We start from the raw sequence: 17,926 nt of genomic DNA, 5'->3' as shown, positions 1-17,926 counted from the left end.
CAAAGTGGAGAACTTGATCGCGCTGCTTGTCGCGGCACCGCTGGTCGGTGCGGCCCTGCTGTTGTGCGGCGGCAAACGATTCGACCGCACCGGCCACTTGATCGGCACGCTGTTCTCGGTGGCGTCGTTCGCCATCGGGGTGGTGCTCTTCGCCGGCATGCTCGGCAGGGGCGCCGAGGACCGTGCCCTGCATCAGCACCTGTTCAGCTGGATCCCGGTGGGCGGCTTCCAGGCCGACATCGCCTTCCAGCTCGACCAGCTGTCGATGACCTTCGTCCTGCTGATCACCGGTGTCGGATCGCTGATCCACATCTACTCGATCGGCTATATGGAGCACGACGAGCGGCGCCGCCGCTTCTTCGGCTATCTCAACCTCTTCCTCGCGGCGATGCTGCTGCTCGTCCTCGCCGACAACTACCTTCTGCTGTACGTCGGCTGGGAGGGCGTCGGCCTCGCCTCGTACCTCCTCATCGGCTTCTGGCAGCACAAGCCGAGCGCGGCCACGGCCGCCAAGAAGGCGTTCCTGGTCAACCGCGTCGGCGACATGGGCCTGTCCATCGCGATCATGCTGATGTTCACGACGTTCGGGACCTTCGCCTTCGGCCCGGTGCTCGCCGCCACCGGCGACACCTCCGAGGGCAAGCTGACCGCCATCGGGCTGATGCTGCTGCTGGCCGCCTGCGGCAAGTCGGCGCAGGTACCGCTGCAGTCCTGGCTCGGCGATGCGATGGAGGGCCCGACCCCGGTCTCGGCCCTGATCCACGCCGCCACGATGGTCACCGCCGGGGTGTATCTGATCACCCGCTCCGGGGCGATCTTCAACGCCGCGCCGACCGCCCAGCTCGCGGTCGTCGTGGTCGGTGCGGTCACCCTCCTCTTCGGTGCGATCGTCGGTTGCGCCAAGGACGACATCAAGAAGGCGCTGGCCGGCTCGACGATGTCGCAGATCGGCTACATGATCATGGCGGCCGGTCTCGGTCCGATCGGCTATGCCTTCGCGATCATGCATCTGGTCACCCACGGCTTCTTCAAGGCGGGTCTCTTCCTCGGCGCCGGCTCCGTGATGCACGGCATGAACGACGAGGTGGACATGCGCCGCTACGGCGGCCTGCGGAAGTACATGCCGGTCACCTTCGTCACCTTCGGCCTCGGCTATCTGGCGATCATCGGCTTCCCCGGTCTGTCCGGCTTCTTCTCCAAGGACAAGATCATCGAGGCGGCCTTCGCCAAGGGCGGCACCGAGGGCTGGATCCTCGGCGGCGCGGCCCTGTTGGGCGCCGCGATCACCGCGTTCTACATGACGCGGGTGATGCTGATGACGTTCTTCGGCGAGAAGCGCTGGAATCCCGACGAGGTGCATCCGCACGAGTCGCCGAAGGTCATGACGGTCCCGATGATCGTGCTGGCCGTCGGATCGGTCTTCGCGGGCGGGCTGTTCAGCGTCAACGAGGCCTTTGTGAAGTGGCTGGAGCCGGTCACCTCGTTCGCGCACGGCCACTCCCCGGTCAGCGCCACCACGGTCACCGCCTCGACGATCGTGGTGCTGCTCGTCGGCGTCGGCATCGCCTGGCTGATGTACGGCCGCAAGCCCGTTCCGGCGCTCGCCCCGCGCGGCTCGCTGCTGACCCGGGCCGCCCGCCGTGATCTGCTCCAGGACGACTTCAACCACGTGGTCTTCGTGCGCGGCGGCGAGGAGCTCACCGGCACACTCGTCCAGCTCGACCGCTCCCTGGTGGACGGCGCGGTCAACGGCACGGCGGCCTCGATGGGCGGACTCTCCGGCCTGCTGCGCCGGTTGCAGACCGGATTCGTCCGTTCGTACGCGGTCCAGATGCTGGGCGGGGCCGCCGTTCTCGTCGCCGCGACCCTGCTGATGAGGGGTGTCTGAGCCATGTCGTTTCCCCTGCTGACGGCGGTAGCCGCGGTGCCGGCGATCGGTGCGATCGCCACCGCCGCGCTGCCCGCCGCCAAGCGCACCGCGGCCAAATGGCTCGCGCTGCTGTTCTCGCTGGTCACCTTCGCGCTGGCGCTGGTGGTCGGGTTCCGCTTCGACCCCGGCGCCAAGGGCCCCTTCCAGCTCACCGAATCGCACGCCTGGATCAGCGACTTCGGCGTCCGCTACGAACTCGGCGTGGACGGCATCGCGGTCGCCCTGATCGCCCTGACCACCCTGCTGATCCCGTTCGTCATCCTGGCCGGCTGGCATGACGCCGACCCCCTGGAGGAGGCCACGCCCAACCGGCGCTGGCGGCCCACCCAGGGCTTCTTCGCGCTGATCCTGGCCGTCGAGGCGATGGTGGTGCTCTCCTTCGAGGCCACCGACGTCTTCCTCTTCTACATCTTCTTCGAAGCCATGCTGATCCCGATGTACTTCCTCATCGGCGGCTTCGGGGACCGGGCGGACGGGGACGGCGAGGAGCGGGCCGCGAGCCGGCGGTCCTCCGCGGCGGTGAAGTTCCTGCTCTACAACCTCGCCGGCGGGCTGATCATGCTGGCCGCGGTGATCGGGCTGTATGCGGTCACCGCCGACCAACTCGGCACGGGCACGTTCTCGTTGCAGCAGATCGTCGAGGCCCGTGCGGCCGGCAAGCTGGAGATCGGCACGGGCACCGAACGGCTGCTCTTCCTCGGCTTCTTCTTCGCCTTCGCGGTGAAGGCGCCGCTGTGGCCGCTGCACACCTGGCTGCCCGGCGCCATGGGCGAGTCGACGTCGCCGGTCGCGGTGCTGATCACGGCCGTGGTCGACAAGGTCGGCACGTTCGCGATGCTCCGCTTCTGCCTCCAGCTCTTCCCCGAGGCCAGCAGCTGGGCCACCCCGGTCATCCTCGTCCTCGCGCTGATCAGCGTGCTGTACGGCGCGCTGCTGGCGGTCGCCCAGCGGGACATCAAGCGTCTGATCGCCTACGCCTCGATCTCCCACTTCGGCTTCATCATCCTGGGCATCTTCGCGATGACCTCCCAGGGCCAGAGCGGCGCGACGCTCTACATGGTCAACCACGGCATCTCGACCGCCGCGCTGATGCTGGTGGCCGGCTTCCTGATCAGCCGCCGCGGCTCGCGTCTGATCGCGGACTACGGCGGCGTCCAGAAGGTCGCCCCGGTCCTGGCCGGTACGTTCCTCATCGGCGGCCTCGCCACCCTGTCGCTGCCCGGTCTGGCACCGTTCGTCAGCGAATTCCTGGTCCTGGTCGGCACGTTCAGCCGCTATCCGGTGATCGGCATCATCGCCACCCTCGGCATCGTTCTCGCCGCGCTGTACGTCCTCGTCCTCTACCAGCGGACGATGACCGGGCCGGTGAAGGCCGAGGTGAAGAGCATGCCGGACCTGCGGGTGCGGGAACTGGTGGTGGTCGCGCCGCTGATCGCGCTGCTGCTCTTCCTCGGGGTGTATCCCAAGCCGCTCACCGACATCGTCAACCCGGCGGTCGGCCACACCCTGTCCGTTGTGGACAAGAAGGATCCCCAGCCCGCTGTGCAGGTGGACGCCGTGCCCGGTGGCAGCCGGCCCGGCCACGCCGTGCATGATCAAGACGTGGAGGCCGCGAAGTGAGTTCCGTGGCAAGTGTCCACAGCCTGTGGACAGTGGCGGCCGGTGCGCCGGGCAAGATCCCGGCACCGCACATCGAGTACGCCCAGCTGGCGCCGACGCTGATCGTCCTCGGCGCGGCGGTGCTCGGCATCCTCGTCGAGGCGTTCGTGCCGCGCCACAACCGCTATTACTCCCAGCTGCTGCTGACCCTGGTGGCGCTGGCCGCCGCGTTCGCCGCGGTGATCGGCCTGGCGGCCGGCGGCTTCGGCTCGTCCAAGGCGCATATCGCCGCCATGGGGGCCATCGCCGTCGACGGCCCGGCGCTGTTCCTCCAGGGCACGATCCTGCTGGTGTCGGTGATCGCCGTCTTCACCTTCGCCGAGCGCCGGCTCGATCCGGCGGCTCATGGCAAGCGGGTGGACTCCTTCGCCGCGCAGGCCGCGGCCGTGCCCGGCGGCGCCGCCGAACAGGCCGCCGTCAAGGCCGGGTTCACCACAACCGAGGTCTTCCCGATCGTGCTGTTCGCGGTCGGCGGCATGCTGGTCTTCCCGGCGGCCAACGATCTGCTGACGCTCTTCATCGCGCTGGAGGTCTTCTCCCTCCCGCTGTACATCCTGTGTGCGCTGGCCCGCCGCCAGCGGCTGCTGTCGCAGGAGGCCGCGGTGAAGTACTTCCTCCTCGGCGCCTTCTCGTCGGCGTTCCTGCTGTTCGGCGTGGCCCTGCTGTACGGCTACGCGGGCACCGTGACGTACGCCGGGATCGCCGAGGTGATCTCGGACGGCGCCAAGCAGATCGATCCGGCGCTGGCGGGCACGATGGGCAATGACGCCCTGCTGCTGATCGGTGCGGCGCTGGTGCTGATGGGGCTGCTGTTCAAGGTCGGCGCGGTCCCGTTCCACATGTGGACCCCGGATGTCTACCAAGGCGCCCCGACCCCGGTCACCGGCTTCATGGCGGCCGCCACCAAGGTCGCGGCCTTCGGCGCGCTGCTGCGGCTGCTGTATGTCGTGCTGCCGGGCATGCGCTGGGACTGGCAGCCGGTGATGTGGGGCGTCGCGATCATCACGATGCTGGGCGGAGCGATCGTCGCCATCACCCAGACCGACATCAAGCGGCTGCTGGCCTACTCCTCCATCGCGCACGCCGGTTTCATCCTTGCCGGTGTCATCGCCACCAGCAAGGACGGCATCTCCTCGGTGCTCTTCTACCTCGGCGCCTACTCCTTCGTGACGCTCGGCGCCTTCGCCGTCGTCACCCTGGTGCGGGACGCGGGCGGTGAGGCCACCGCGCTGTCCAAGTGGGCCGGCCTCGGCCGGCGTTCGCCGCTGGTGGCCGCGGTCTTCGCGGTCTTCCTGCTGGCCTTCGCGGGCATCCCGCTGACCTCGGGGTTCGCCGGGAAGTTCGCGGTCTTCAAGGCGGCCGCGCAGAGCGGCGCGGGCTGGCTGGTGGTCGTCGGTGTGCTCTCCTCGGCCATCGCCGCCTTCTTCTACATCCGCGTCATCGTGCTGATGTTCTTCAACGAGCCCAAGGCGGACGGTCCGACCGTCGCGGTGCCCAGCCCGCTGACGACCACGGCCATCGCCGTCGGCGTGGCGGCGACCCTGGTGCTCGGCCTGGCGCCGCAGTACTTCCTCGACCTGGCCGGCCAGGCCGGGGTCTTCGTGCGCTGACGACCGGCGGCGCGGTACGGCAACGGCCGCCGCCCGGAGCCCTCGGGGGGTTCCGGGCGGCGGCCGTTGCCGTGCGGCGGGCGGTCAGCTCTTGGGCACACCGCTCGGAAGCTGCGGCATGTCGGGGATCTTCACGCTGCCGTCGGTGGACTTGGTGTACTTCTCCGTGGGCCCGTTCTTCCAGTCGACGGTCAGGGTCTTGCCGTCAGCGCCGGGCTTGAGGGTGCCCATGGTGCGGGTGGTGTCCCCGTCGGTGCACTTGAGGGCGGCCATGGTCATCCCGGCCATCTCCTGGACCTTGCCCAGACACGCGGCCTTGTGCCCGTTGCTGAAGGCGACGGTGCCCTTGCTGATCACGAGGACCTGCGGGCTGCCGGCCGAGCCGGCCTTCCAGGCGCCCTCGATCCCGCCCGGGTTCGCGGGCTTGTCGGCGCCTCCCGGAGTCGACGGCGCGGCGTCCGGCGACTTGCTCGGCTTGCTGTCGTTGCCGTTGTCGCCGCTGCTTCCGCAACCGCTGAGCAGCATCGCGGCGATGGCTGCCGCCCCGGCGATCTGCGCTGCCTTGCGCACGTACGTCTCCTCCGTTGTGGGACAGGGAGACGTGAGGCTAGCAGCGGTCCCGCACCGCGGTCCGGGCCGCGGCCCGTATTGCGGCACCGTCGGTACGGACTTGGTGTGGTGCTGTGACGGAGAAGCGGACATGGCGGGTGGACGGTCGCATTCCGGGAATCTCGGTCCGGCTCAGCCGGAGGCGGCATTCGACCCCGCTTCCTTGTCCTGGCGTACCGCGCGCTCCACCGCATGCACCGTCCAGATCTCCCGCGCCCACCGCTTCACCTCGCGCCGTACGGGGCGGTGCTCGCGGCTCCGCAGGAGTACGCGGTCCAGATCGGTCGCCGAGGCCAGCCCGGCGAGCAGCCGGCTGCGGCGGTCCGGGAACCCGGCTCCGAGCGCCCCGGCGAAGCGGTCCCGGGCCGGGCCGGCGAGATCCACCGCCCCGGCCGGGAAGCAGGTGTACGGGAAGAGACCCAGGACGCGCCGGGTCTCCCTGCGCAGCGCGCCGCGCTCCTCCAGACGGTGCAGACACAGCTCATGGACCGGCCGGCCGGCGCTGCGCACCCAGCGCTGCGCCTTGACGCCCCGGCGCTGCTTGTCCGGTCCTGGCAGCGCCGCCAGCGCGCCGTCCAGCACCGGATCGCCCAGCGGCAGCGGGTTGGTCACCCTGATCCGGTCGCCGCCCTCGACGGCGATCCGCCCGGCCTCCTCCAGATCGGCCAGCGCCGCGCCGGCCAGCCCGTACTGGAGGTACCTGCGGTGGTTCAGCGACCGGCCGCGGACCGGGTCGAGGGCGAGCAGCAGCAGCTCCTCCGGGAGGGTGAGCGGCGCGCCGGTCATACCGCGGGCAGGATGCGGCCGGTGACCTCGCCCAGGCCGATCCGGGCGCCCTCGGGGCCGGGCGCCCAGGCGGTGAGGGTGACCTCGTCGCCGTCCTGGAGGTAGGGGCCCTTGCCCTGGGTGAGTTCGAGCAGGCACCCGAGCTGGTCGGGGTCGGGCCCGGAGACCGTGCCGGAGGCGAACAGGTCGCCGGTGCGCAGCGAGGCGCCGTTGACGGTCATATGGGCGAGCTGCTGGGCGGCCGTCCAGTACATGGCGGAGAACGGCGGCCGGGAGACCGTCTCGCCGTTGATGCGCACCTCGATACGGATGTCGATGCCGCCCGGCTCCGCGTCCGCGTCGTCGAGGTAGGGCAGCAGCGGGACATCCCGGGAGGGCGGCGGCGTACGGGCCTCGTCGAGGGCGTCGAGCGGGGTGATCCAGGCGGAGACGGAGGTGGCGAAGGACTTGCCGAGGAAGGGGCCGAGCGGCACGTACTCCCAGGCCTGGATGTCGCGGGCGGACCAGTCGTTGAGGAGGCAGACGCCGAAGACGTGGTCGCGGAAGGCGTCCAGGGCGACGGGCCGGTGCAGCGTGGAGGGCGTACCGACGACGAAGCCGACCTCGGACTCGATGTCGAGGCGGAGGGAGGGGCCGAACGTTGGTGCCTCGTCCGCGGGGGCCTTGCGCTGGCCCTGGGGCCTGACGACCGGCGTGTCACTGACGACGACGGTGCCCGCCCGGCCGTGGTAACCGATCGGCAGATGCTTCCAGTTGGGGGTCAGCGCCGCGTCGTTCGGGCGGAAGATCCGGCCGACGTTGGTGGCGTGGTGCTCGCTGGCGTAGAAGTCGACGTAGTCGGCGACCTCGAAGGGGAGGTGCAGCGTGACCTCGGACAGCGGATGGAGCAGCGGCGCCACTTCGTCGCGGTGCGCGAGGTCGGTCACCGCGCTGTGGACGGCCGCGCGGATCTGCTGCCAGACGGGGCGTCCCGCGGCCAGCAGGGGGTTGAGGGTCGGGGCCGCGAGCAGCTCGGCGTGCGGATGGATGGCGGCGGGCAGTGCGCTCGGCAGTGCGCTCAGATCGAGGACGTGGGTGCCGTAGCGGACGCCGAGGCGGCGCTGGTCGGGCGCGTCGACGGTGCTGAAGACGCCGTAGGGCAGGTTGTGCGGGCCGAAGGGATCGCCTTCTGCCAGGTCGAACGGGCTCTGCTCGGGCATGGACAGCTCCTCGCGTTCGTCGTCGCCGGTGGGCGGCCGGGCCGGCCGGGCCTGGTGACCCGCGGGCCGGCGGTGCCGTTGATCAGCGTACGGCCGGGCGGTGGGCAGCGGGACGGTCATGGGGCGCAAGGGCGTGGAGGCGTACGTGTTTGGACGGCGGACGCGCCGTGCGTAGCGCCCCCACGCCTCGGCAATGTCCGGAAAAGCCTTGCTGCACTGCGCAATTCGGGCCTAGCTTCCTTTCCTGGCGCGGGCCGGGGAGGGACCGCGCCGTTGGGGGGACACGTGGCTCGCAGTGGCGCACGGCTCGCGGTCGACCGGAGCGTTCCGGGGCTGATCGTGAAGATCGGGGCTTACCCCCTGCACCACGGCGGCGTGGGGGCGATCCGCAGTCTGGGGCGGCTCGGGGTGCCCATGTACGCCGTGACGGAGGACCCCTTCACACCGGCGGTGGCCTCCCGCTACCTCCGTGGCCGCTTCGTCTGGCCGACCACCGGACGGGAGGAGCCGGACCGGCTGGTGACGGGGCTGCTGCGCATCGGCCGGCGGATCGGCAGGCCGGCGCTGCTGATCCCCACCGACGAAGAGGCGGCCGTGCTGATAGCCGAGCACGCCGACGCGCTCGCCGGGTCGTTTCTCTTCCCCCGGGCAGCCCCCGGCCTGCCGCGGCAGCTGGCCAGCAAACAGGGCCTGCACGAACTGTGCGTCGCACACGGGGTGCCCTCGCCGGCCGCCGTCTTCCCCGGCTCGTACGCGGAGATAGTGGCGTATGCCGGGCGGGCGCGCTTCCCGGTGGTGGCCAAGAACCGCGAGGCGTTCGTCCGGCGCAAAAGGCCCGCCGTCTCCGGCGCGACCCGGATAGGAGGGCCGGACCAGCTGCTGGACCTGGCCCGTGACTGGGGCCCGCGGCCGGGCGTGATCCTCCAGGAGTATCTGCCGCGGGAGCAGGCCGAGGACTGGATCGTGCACGCCTGCTTCGGCGCGGACCGGGCGCCGCTGGCGCTGTTCACCGGCGTCAAGGTGCGCTCCTGGCCGCCGCACGCCGGCATGACGGCCTGCGCGTATGTCGTCGACAACCCGGAACTCGCCCATCTGTCGGCGGAGTTCGTCCACCGCATCGGCTTCACCGGGGTCGCCGATCTGGACTGGCGGTTCGACCGCCGCGACGGCCGGTACAAGCTGCTGGACTTCAATCCGCGGATGGGCGCCCAGTTCCGGCTCTTCGAGAACGTGGCCGGGGTGGACGTCGTCCGCGCCCAGCATCTGGACCTCACCGGGCGCGCCGTCCCCGGGGGCGCGCAGCGGGCCGGGCGCCGCTTCGTCGTCGAGAACGTCGATCTGCCCGCACGGCTCGCGTACCGGCGCAGCGGCTGCCCCGCGCCGCACGCTCCGGCGCGGGCCTGCGGCACCGAGCTGGCGTGGTTCGCGGGCGATGACCCGCTGCCGTTCTTCACGATGCTCGCGCGGTCCGTCGGGCCGGGCGCCCGCCATCTGATGCAGCTGCGGCGGGCGGGCCGCCGGGCGGGAACCGAGGCACCACTCAGGCAAGGGGAGGGACCGAAGTGAGCACTCCGGTAGCGGTCATCGGGGCCGGCCCGTACGGCCTGTCGACGGCCGCGCATCTAAGGGCGCGCGGCCTGCCGGTGCGGGTCTTCGGGCAACCGATGGCGAGCTGGCGCACGCAGATGCCCGCGGGCATGCTGCTCAAGTCGACGCCGGCCGCCTCCAGTATCGACGCCCCGCAGACCGGCCACACCCTCGCCGACTTCTGCGCGGCGACGGGGGAGGGCCCCTACGCGTCGGACTGGGACATCCTCCCCATCGAGGTGTTCGTCCGGTACGGGCAGTGGGCGCAGCAACGGCTGGTCCCCGACCTGGAGCAGGTCAAGGTGGTCTCGGTCGACCGGCGGGACGACGGTTTCGAACTGAAGCTGGACAGCGGGGAGCAGGTCGGCGCGCGGGCGGTGATCGTGGCCACCGGCCTGAGCGGGCTGGCGCACCTGCCGCCGGAACTCGCCGCCGCGATCCCGGACGGGCCGTCCGCCACGGGGCCGGTCTCGCACAGTGCGCAGCACCACGACCTGTCCGCGCTGGCCGGCCGGCAGGTGGTCGTGATCGGCGCCGGGCAGTCGGCGCTGGAGAGCGCGGTGCTGCTGGCCGAGGCGGGCGCGGCGTCCGTACGGGTGGTGGCGCGCGGGCCCGCCGCCGTGGGCTTCGGCACGCCGCCGGACCGCCAGCCCCGTCTGCGGCCGCCGTCGCCGTTCGGCAACGCCTGGTCGCTGTATGCGCTGACGCACCACGCCGGTGCCTTCCGCCGGCTGCCGGTGCCCGCCCGGCGGTATCTGGTGCGGCGGGTGCTCGGCCCGTTGGGCGCGTGGTGGCTGCGGGACCGCTTCACCGGCCGGGTGCAGGTGACGCAGGGGCGGCGGATCGTACGGGCCACGGTCCGGGACGGCCGCCCCGTGCTGGCGCTGCGCGGCGCCGACGGGCAGGGCGGGGAACTCGTTGCCGACCATGTGCTGGCCGCGACGGGGTACCGGATGGATCTGGCGGCGCTGGACTTCCTCGGGCAGGGGCTGCGCACCGGCATCGTGACGCGGGCCGGCGGGCCGCTGCTGGACGCCGGCTTCGGCTCGTCCGTACCGGGGTTGTACTTCACGGGGCTGCCGGCGGCCGCCTCGTTCGGGCCGGTGATGCGCTTCGTGTGCGGTACGGAGTTCGCCTCGCCGCGGCTGGCGCGGGCGGTGGCGCGGGCGTACGGGTGAGGCCGGGGGCTTCTTCCGGCGGGCCCGTGGTCCCCTCTTGGGTGCGGGAAGTCATCCTGCGCTGCGGTGATTTCGCGGGGAGGGCGGATCCCGGCGGGCCGCAGGGTCCCGCTGATGGCTGATGGCTGATGGCTGATGGCCGATGGCCGATGGCCGATGGCGGGCGGCGGTGTGCCGGGCCGGGGCGGGCGTCGCCCGGGGCCGGGGCCGCGGTGCTCCGCGCGGTGTCGAGGTGTCGAGGTGTCGCGGTGTCGCGGTGTCCGGGTACGGCGGGTGGCCGGCGTGCCCGGGAAGAAGTGGTGGGCCTTGCCGGGGGAGAAGAAGGCCAGAAATACTCTTGTCGTTGCCGGCCTCACGCTCTCGCGCCACACCCGCGTCAACAGGTGATCCAGGACCTGCCGGCGGGGTCGCCGTGCTTCCCGGGTGGGTCGGGGGGCGGGCGCTCACGGTGATCGAACTGAGACCGGATACGCTGGCCAATGGTGGAGACAGCGACAGATCGACATTCAGTTTGATCGTCAGCAGACAGGAGTACCCCTCGTGACCGTCGTCGGGCCCTTCGGGCTGAGCGTGCGGGACCAGGCTCTTGAGGCCGATGTCCAGGCCGGGTTGGCGGCTGTCGAGGAGGGCCTGCTGGAGGCCACCAAGAGCGACGTGCCGTTCATCACCGAAGCCGCGCAGCACCTCGTGCGCGCGGGCGGTAAGCGGTTCCGTCCGCTGCTGGTGACGCTGGCCGCCCAATTCGGTGACCCCTACAGCCCGGGTGTGGTGCCCTCCGCGGTCGTCGTGGAGCTGACGCATCTGGCGACGCTGTATCACGACGACGTGATGGACGAGGCCGATGTGCGCCGCGGGGTGGCCAGCGCCAACGCCCGTTGGGGCAACTCCGTCGCGGTGCTGACCGGGGACTTCCTGTTCGCCCGCGCCTCGCACATCCTCGCCGACCTCGGGCCGGAGGCGGTCCGGATCCAGGCCCAGGCGTTCGAACGCCTGGTGACCGGCCAGATCCTGGAGACCGCCGGCCCGCGCGACGGCCGCGACCCCATCGACCACTACCTGGACGTCCTCGCCGGCAAGACCGGTTCGCTGGTCGCCGTCGCGTGCCGCTTCGGCGCGATGATGTCGGGCGCCGAGGAGTCGACGGTCAACATCCTCACCCAGTACGGCGAGCGGCTGGGCACCGCCTTCCAGCTCGCCGACGACGTACTGGACATCGCCAGCGATTCGCATGAATCGGGCAAGACGCCCGGCACGGACCTGCGGGAGGGCATTCCGACGCTGCCCGTGCTGCATCTGCGGGCGCGCGCCGAGAGCGACTCCGGTACGCCGGAGGACCGTGCCCTGTGCGAGCTGCTGGCCGGCGACCTCACCGACGACGCCCGGCACGCCGAGGCGCTGGCCGGCCTGCGCGCCCACCCGGCGCTCGAAGAGGCCCGCCGCGACACCGTGCGCTATGCCCAGGAGGCCCGCGCGATGCTGGCGCCGCTGCGGCCTTGCACGGCCAAGTCGGCCCTCGAAGGACTCTGCGACGCCGTGGTGCACCGGGCCGGCTGAGGTCTCCTCCCTCCCGCGCCTGGCCCCTCCCCGCCCGGGGCCCGTCCCGTGTCCCTGAGAGCCTGTCCCCGGATCCCCTAGGGAAAGATCCGACTCCTGGTGTACGGACTCCGCCCCGAGGTGACCGTGCGTCATACCTCAGCAGTAGGACAAGTTGCTCCCGCGGGGTGACGTTATCCGCGACGCATTTTGGTCAGATGGAAAGCACCAAAGCGCGGCGGCCGGGTCACAATCAGCCCCAGGGGTGGACGAGTGGACAGCGCAGCAACCGCCGCATACGACGGAGGTAGGGCAGATGCCACGGAACGAACCGACAGAGGGCACCGACGGATGGGACGGGGGGCGTTCCCCGGGGCGCCGTAAGGCGGTGCGCTATGGCGTACCGGTCGCGGTGGCAGGGGTGGCGGCGGCCACGATCGGGCTGGTCCCGGCGTTCGCCGGTTCCGGCTCTCCGGACCTGCCGAAGATCTCGGCCCAGGACCTGATAGCCAAGGTCGCCAAGTCGGACGTCCAGCAGCTCTCCGGGACGGTCCGGGTCTCCACGGACCTCGGCCTGCCGTCCCTGCCGGGTGCCGGTGGCGGTGCCGGCGGCTTCGGCGGTGCCGAGGGCGGCGGGAAGGGCGGGGACGGCGCCTCCGCCGCGCCCCAGAACAAGCTGATGGAGCTGGCGTCCGGTGCGCACACGCTGCGCGTCGCGGCCGACGGCCCCGAAAAGCAGCGGGTGTCGATCGTCGACAAGGCCGCCGAGTACAGCCTGGTCCACAACGGCAACGAGGTCTGGGCCTACGACAGCGGCAGCAACACCGCCGTGCACAGCACCGCCCCCGACGGCGGCCGGCACGGCAAGCAGCACCGGGCGCCCAAGGACCTCCCCGGGGGCCTGAAGGACGCCACCCCGCAGGAGCTCGCGAAGCAGGCCCTGAAGGCGGCCGGCGACACGACCTCGGTCACTGTCGACGGCACCGCCAAGGTCGCCGGGCGGGACGCCTACCAGCTGCTGATCAAGCCCAAGCAGGCCGCCTCGACGGTCGGCTCGATCCGGGTCGCGGTGGACGCCGCCAACGGTGTGCCGCTGAAGTTCACCCTGACCCCCAAGAGCGGTGGCGCGGCCGCCGTCGACGTCGGCTACACCAACGTCGACTTCGCCAAGCCCGCCGCGAGCACGTTCTCGTTCACGCCGCCCAAGGGCGCCAAGGTCGTCGACGGCGACAAGGCGCGGGCGAAGACGCCGCGGGAACACGGCAAGGACACCCCGTCCCACAAGGACGTGAAGGCCTTCAAGAAGGACATGGGCGGGCTGAACGTCCTCGGCAAGGGTTGGACGTCCATCGCCACGATCAAGGGCGGCGGCTCCGGTCTGCCCTCCGGCAAGGACCAGGGCCCCGGCGGCGACGCGGGCAAGTTCCTGGACAGCATCGGCGAGAAGGTGCACGGCTCCTTCGGCTCCGGCCGGGTCTTCAGCACCCGCCTGGTCAACGCCCTGATCACGGACCACGGCACGGTCTATGTCGGCGCCGTCGACAAGCAGGCTCTGATCGACGCGGCCAACGCCGCCAAGTAACGGGCCACCGCAGTATCGCGGGGCGCCGCGCCATCCCTCCGCGGGTGGCGCGGCGCAGCCCGTGGGCCACATCCGTACGACGTCGGGGGAGCCGATGCCACAGCCGCCCGCCGCAGGGCATGACGGCGCCCGCCCGCCCGCAGACGGGCCCGGCCCCCGGCCGTCCGCAGACCTGGCGATCGAGACGCGGGGGCTGACCAAGGCGTACCGCGGCGGCCAGCTCGCCGTCGACGGCCTCGATCTGGCCGTACCGCGCGGCAGCGTCTTCGGCTTCCTCGGCCCCAACGGCTCCGGCAAGACCACCACCATCCGCATGCTGATGGGCCTGATCGAAGCCACCGCGGGCAGCGCCCGGGTGCTCGGGCAGCCGATGCCCGCCGCGGGCCGCCGGGTGCTCCCCAAGGTCGGCGCCCTCATCGAGGGCCCGGCGCTCTACGGCTTCCTCAGCGGGCGGGACAACCTGCGGCGGTTCGACGCCGCCGACCCGGTCGCCGATCCCCGCAGCCGGGCCGAGCGGGTCGGCCATGCGCTGGAGCGGGTGGGCCTGGCCGCCGCAGCCGGCAAGAAGGCGCGCGCCTACTCCCTCGGCATGAAGCAACGCCTCGGCCTGGCGGCCGCCCTGCTCCAGCCGCGTGAGCTGCTGGTGCTCGACGAGCCGACCAACGGCCTGGACCCCCAGGGCATGCGGGAGATCCGGGCCCTGGTCCGCGAACTGGCGGCGGACGGCACCACCGTCTTTCTCTCCTCCCATCTCCTCGACGAGATCGAGCAGGTCTGCACCCATGCCGCCGTGATGGCCCGCGGCCGGCTGATCACCCAGGGAACGGTCGCCGACCTCTCCGCCACGGTCCTCGACTCGCGCGGCCACGGCCGGCTGACGGTGACCACCCCCGACACGGCCGATACGGTCCGCGTCCTGAAGGAGCACGGCCTGACCGGTCTGGAGGCCGCCGACGACCGGGTGACGGGCGAACTCCCGGACGCGGACGCGCCGCTGGACACGCCGGACGGCGGGGGGCCGCTGGACCTGGCGGATCTCAACGCCGCGCTGGTGCACGCCGGTGTGCGGGTCCGCGGCTTCGGTACGGAACGCGCCTCGCTGGAGGATGTCTTTGTGCAGCTGACCGGGGAGGGCTTCGATGTCGCAGGCTGAGGCGGTGCCGCGGGCACCCCGGCCGTTGTGGTCGCTGGGTCTGCTGCGCAGCGAGATCGGCGTGACGTTCCGGCGCTGGCGCACCCTCGCGCTGCTGGCGGTGCTCGCGGGCGTACCGGTCCTGGTCGGCATCGCCGTCAGGATCGAGACCGGCGACGGCGGGCCGGGCGGCGGTCCGGGCGGCCCGGCGTTCCTCTCCCAGATCACCCACAACGGCCTCTTCCTGGTCTTCACCTCGCTCGCGGTGACGCTGCCGTTCTTTCTGCCGATGTCCGTCGGTGTGATCGCGGGCGACTCCCTCGCCGGGGAGGCGCACGGCGGGACGCTGCGCTATCTCCTGGTCGCCCCCGCGGGCCGCACCCGCCTGCTGCTGGTCAAATACGCCACGACCCTGACGTTCTGCCTGGTGGGCACCCTCGTCGTGGCGCTCTCCGCATTGGTGACCGGCGCGCTGCTCTTCCCGCTGGGCGAGGTCACCCTGCTCTCGGGCACGTCCGTGTCCTTCGGCGAGGGGCTGCTGCGGGCGCTGGCCGTCGCGGTCGCGGTGGCGCTGTCCCTCATCGGGGTGGCCGCCGTCGGCCTGTTCGTCTCGGCGCTCACCACCAGCGGTATCGCGGCCATGGCGACCACGGTCGGCCTGCTGATCACCGTGCAGATCCTGGACACCCTCCCGCAGCTGCACGCCATCCAGCCCTATCTCTTCCCGCACTACTGGCTGTCCTTCGCGGACCTGCTCCGGGACCCCGTCTACTGGGACCAGTTGCAGAAGAACCTCGGGCTCCAGGCGCTGTACGCCCTGGTGTTCGGCTCGGCGGCCTGGGCGCGCTTCACCACCCGGGACATCACTGCGTGAGGCCGGGAGGCTGCGGCGGCGCGGTCTGCGCGGCGGCGTCCCGCGCGGCGGCCGCTTCCTGCGCCGCGTCCGCCGCCTGTACCGCGCCGCCCGCGGCGGCCTCGCCCGCGCGGGCCGCGGCGTCGGCCAGCGCCGTCCGCGCCCGCCGTGCGGTCCGCAGCGCGTCCCAGGTCAGCACCGCCAGGGCCAGCCACACCAGCGCGAACCCGGCCCAGCGCTCCGGCGGCATCTTCTCGTGGAAGACGGTGAGCCCCAGCACGAACTGAAAGGTCGGCGCCAGATACTGGAGCATCCCGACCGTCGTCAGCGGAAGCCGCACGGCCGAGGCACCGAAGCAGATCAGCGGCACCGCCGTCGCGATACCGCAGGCGGAGAGCAGCAGCGCCTGGCCCACTCCGCCGGTGGTGAAGCTGGACTCGCCGCGCAGGCCGAGGAAGACCAGGAAGCCCAGCGCCGGCAGCGCCTGGAGGGCGGTCTCGGCGCTGAAGCCCTCGATCCCGTCGAGTTTGATGCCCTTCTTCGCCAGACCGTAGGTCGCGAACGAGAAGGCCAGAATCAGCGCGATCCAGGGCACCTTGCCGTAGGCGGCGGTCATCACGAGGACGGCGAGGAGGCCGACCCCCACCGCGGTCCACTGCAACGGACGCAGCCGCTCACGCAGTACCAGTACACCGAAGGCGATGCTGACCAGCGGATTGATGAAGTAGCCGAGTGAGGCCTCCAGGACATGCCCGGCATTGACCGCCCAGATGTAGAGAAACCAGTTCGCCGAGATGACCACGGCGCAGACCAGTATCAGCGCGAGCCTTCTGGGCTGCCGCAGCAGCGGGCGGATCCAGGACCAGCGGCGCAGCACGGCCAGGATGACGACGGCGACAGGCAGCGACCACAGCATGCGATGCGCCAGGATCTCGGACGGCGAGGCGGCGCCCAGCAGATGCCAGTAGAGCGGCAGCAGTCCCCACATGGTGTAGGCGGTGACACCGTAGGCGAGTCCGACACGCTGATCGCTCCGAGGCTGCAAGGGGGACCTCCTGTGGGTGCTGCGCCGCCGCTGTGAACGTAGCGCCGCCCGGCCCGGCTGTCATGCCTGTCTTGGCATACGGTCATGACGGCCGGTGGGGTCCGGTGCGGGCCGGACGTACCGGGGGGGGACGCGTACGCAGACCCGGTTCAGCCGGGGGACCGGGCGCTTGGGGGACGGCCGCTTCGGACCGGGGACCGCTTCAGGCGGGGAGCTCCTTCAGCGCCTCCGTGATCGCCTCGGCGAGCGGTGTGGTCGGGCGGCCGAGCAGCCCGGCCAGCTCGCCGGGGGTCGCGGCCAGCTCGCCGCGGGCGATCCCGGCGTCCGCATCGGCGACCATCTGGGCGCCCAGGGCCGGTACGCCCGCCTCGACCATCAACGCCACATACCGCTCCTGCGGCAGGTCGCGGTACGGGATCGTCCGGCCGGTCTGCCGGGACACCTCGGCCGCGTACTCGGCCATCGTCCAGGCGGTGTCGCCGCTCAGTTCGTACACCGAGTTCTCGTGGCCGCTGCCGGTGAGGACGACAGCGGCCGCCTCGGCGTAGTCCCGGCGCGCGGCGGTGGCTACCCTGCCCTGGCCGGCGCTGCCGACGACGGCGCCGGTCCTCAGGGTGGTGGCGAGCGCACCGGTGTAGTTCTCGTGGTACCAGCCGTTGCGCAGCAGGCAGTACGGCACCCCGGACGCGAGCAGCGCCTGCTCGGTGGCGACATGCTCCTCGGCGATGGAGAAGGTGGCGGCCGGCCCGCCCAGCACGCTGGTGTACGCCAGCAGCGCGACGCCCGCCTCCCGCGCGGCGTCGATGACGGCGCGGTGCTGGGTGAGGCGCCGGCCCGCCTCGTTCCCCGAGATGAACAGCACCCGGTCGCCGGACGCGAAGACTCCCTGGAGCGTCTCGGGCCGGCTGTAGTCGGCGACCTCGACCCCGACACCGCGGGCGGCGAGGCCGGCGGCCTTGGCACGGTCGCGGGCGACCGCGACGATCTCGTCCGGTGCGGTGCGCTTCAGCAGTTCCTCGATGACGAGCCGGCCGAGTGCCCCGGTGGCGCCGGTGACGACGATGCTCATGTCCTACCCCTTGGCGGTTGGAAGCGGCCAGCATGGCACCCGTCCCGGACGCCGTAGAAGGGACGCGGCGCGGAACGGCGGGCGAGGGCCGGCATCCAGGACGCCTGCCGGGCGGCCGGCAGGCCGGTGGCCTCACCCGGAGCAGCCGCGCGAC

The 17,926-nt window shown here is 71.8% G+C and carries 14 protein-coding genes; 9 read left to right on the top strand and 5 right to left on the bottom strand.

The features are described 5' to 3' along the window. The first annotated feature begins 4 nt into the window (after positions 1–4). From nuoL to nuoN, 3 genes are read left to right on the top strand one after another with little or no spacing between them, the layout of a single operon-like run. Positions 5–1,888: an NADH-quinone oxidoreductase subunit L gene (nuoL, locus tag K7C20_RS16955; protein ID WP_030074656.1), complete on the top strand. Its 1,884-nt coding sequence runs from the start codon at positions 5–7 to the stop codon at positions 1,886–1,888. A 3-nt stretch (positions 1,889–1,891) separates the two neighbouring features. Continuing rightward, positions 1,892–3,550 carry an NADH-quinone oxidoreductase subunit M gene (locus K7C20_RS16950; RefSeq protein WP_053208543.1) on the top strand — a complete coding sequence of 553 codons (1,659 nt, stop codon included), beginning with the start codon at positions 1,892–1,894 and terminating at the stop codon, positions 3,548–3,550. Beyond that, positions 3,547–5,199: an NADH-quinone oxidoreductase subunit NuoN gene (gene nuoN / locus K7C20_RS16945; RefSeq protein WP_053208544.1), complete on the top strand. Its 1,653-nt coding sequence runs from the start codon at positions 3,547–3,549 to the stop codon at positions 5,197–5,199. The genes K7C20_RS16950 and nuoN overlap by 4 nt, the downstream gene beginning before the upstream one ends. A gap of 84 nt (positions 5,200–5,283) precedes the next feature. On the opposite strand, the gene K7C20_RS16940 is transcribed toward nuoN, so the two are convergent. From K7C20_RS16940 to fahA, 3 genes are all read right to left on the bottom strand, one after another. After that, positions 5,284–5,769 carry a hypothetical protein gene (locus tag K7C20_RS16940; protein ID WP_030074658.1) on the bottom strand — a complete coding sequence of 162 codons (486 nt, stop codon included), beginning with the start codon at positions 5,767–5,769 and terminating at the stop codon, positions 5,284–5,286. Positions 5,770–5,940: 171 nt separating this feature from the next. Next, complete coding sequence (locus tag K7C20_RS16935) at positions 5,941–6,594, bottom strand: GOLPH3/VPS74 family protein (protein ID WP_053208545.1); 654 nt, start codon at positions 6,592–6,594, stop codon at positions 5,941–5,943. Beyond that, a complete protein-coding gene (gene fahA / locus K7C20_RS16930) occupies positions 6,591–7,793 on the bottom strand; it encodes a fumarylacetoacetase (protein WP_030074660.1) in 1,203 nt (400 codons plus the stop codon). The genes K7C20_RS16935 and fahA overlap by 4 nt, the downstream gene beginning before the upstream one ends. A gap of 285 nt (positions 7,794–8,078) precedes the next feature. On the opposite strand from fahA, the gene K7C20_RS16925 reads away from it, so the two are divergent. From K7C20_RS16925 to K7C20_RS16900, 6 genes are all read left to right on the top strand, one after another. Beyond that, positions 8,079–9,359, top strand: coding sequence for a carboxylate--amine ligase (locus K7C20_RS16925; RefSeq protein WP_053208546.1), 1,281 nt, complete (start codon positions 8,079–8,081; stop codon positions 9,357–9,359). Next, positions 9,356–10,558 carry an FAD-dependent oxidoreductase gene (locus K7C20_RS16920; protein WP_053208547.1) on the top strand — a complete coding sequence of 401 codons (1,203 nt, stop codon included), beginning with the start codon at positions 9,356–9,358 and terminating at the stop codon, positions 10,556–10,558. Before K7C20_RS16925 ends, K7C20_RS16920 begins: the two co-directional genes overlap by 4 nt. Before the next feature lie 540 nt (positions 10,559–11,098). Beyond that, positions 11,099–12,112, top strand: coding sequence for a polyprenyl synthetase family protein (locus K7C20_RS16915; RefSeq protein WP_030074671.1), 1,014 nt, complete (start codon positions 11,099–11,101; stop codon positions 12,110–12,112). A gap of 295 nt (positions 12,113–12,407) precedes the next feature. Further along, complete coding sequence (locus K7C20_RS16910; protein WP_030074674.1) at positions 12,408–13,673, top strand: LolA family protein; 1,266 nt, start codon at positions 12,408–12,410, stop codon at positions 13,671–13,673. 94 nt (positions 13,674–13,767) lie between these two features. Continuing rightward, complete coding sequence (locus K7C20_RS16905; protein ID WP_053208548.1) at positions 13,768–14,826, top strand: ABC transporter ATP-binding protein; 1,059 nt, start codon at positions 13,768–13,770, stop codon at positions 14,824–14,826. Continuing rightward, positions 14,813–15,679, top strand: a complete 867-nt coding sequence (locus K7C20_RS16900) for an ABC transporter permease (protein ID WP_030074680.1) — start codon at positions 14,813–14,815, stop codon at positions 15,677–15,679. The genes K7C20_RS16905 and K7C20_RS16900 overlap by 14 nt, the downstream gene beginning before the upstream one ends. On the opposite strand, the gene rarD is transcribed toward K7C20_RS16900, so the two are convergent. Then, positions 15,669–16,703 carry an EamA family transporter RarD gene (rarD, locus tag K7C20_RS16895; protein WP_053208549.1) on the bottom strand — a complete coding sequence of 345 codons (1,035 nt, stop codon included), beginning with the start codon at positions 16,701–16,703 and terminating at the stop codon, positions 15,669–15,671. The genes K7C20_RS16900 and rarD overlap by 11 nt on opposite strands. Positions 16,704–16,905: 202 nt before the next feature. Beyond that, positions 16,906–17,772: an SDR family oxidoreductase gene (locus K7C20_RS16890; RefSeq protein WP_030074684.1), complete on the bottom strand. Its 867-nt coding sequence runs from the start codon at positions 17,770–17,772 to the stop codon at positions 16,906–16,908. Between the last annotated feature and the right edge of the window lie 154 nt (positions 17,773–17,926).

Source organism: Streptomyces decoyicus (genome assembly GCF_019880305.1).
GTDB lineage: Bacteria > Actinomycetota > Actinomycetes > Streptomycetales > Streptomycetaceae > Streptomyces > Streptomyces decoyicus.
This window is presented reverse-complemented; position numbering and strand designations above follow the sequence as displayed.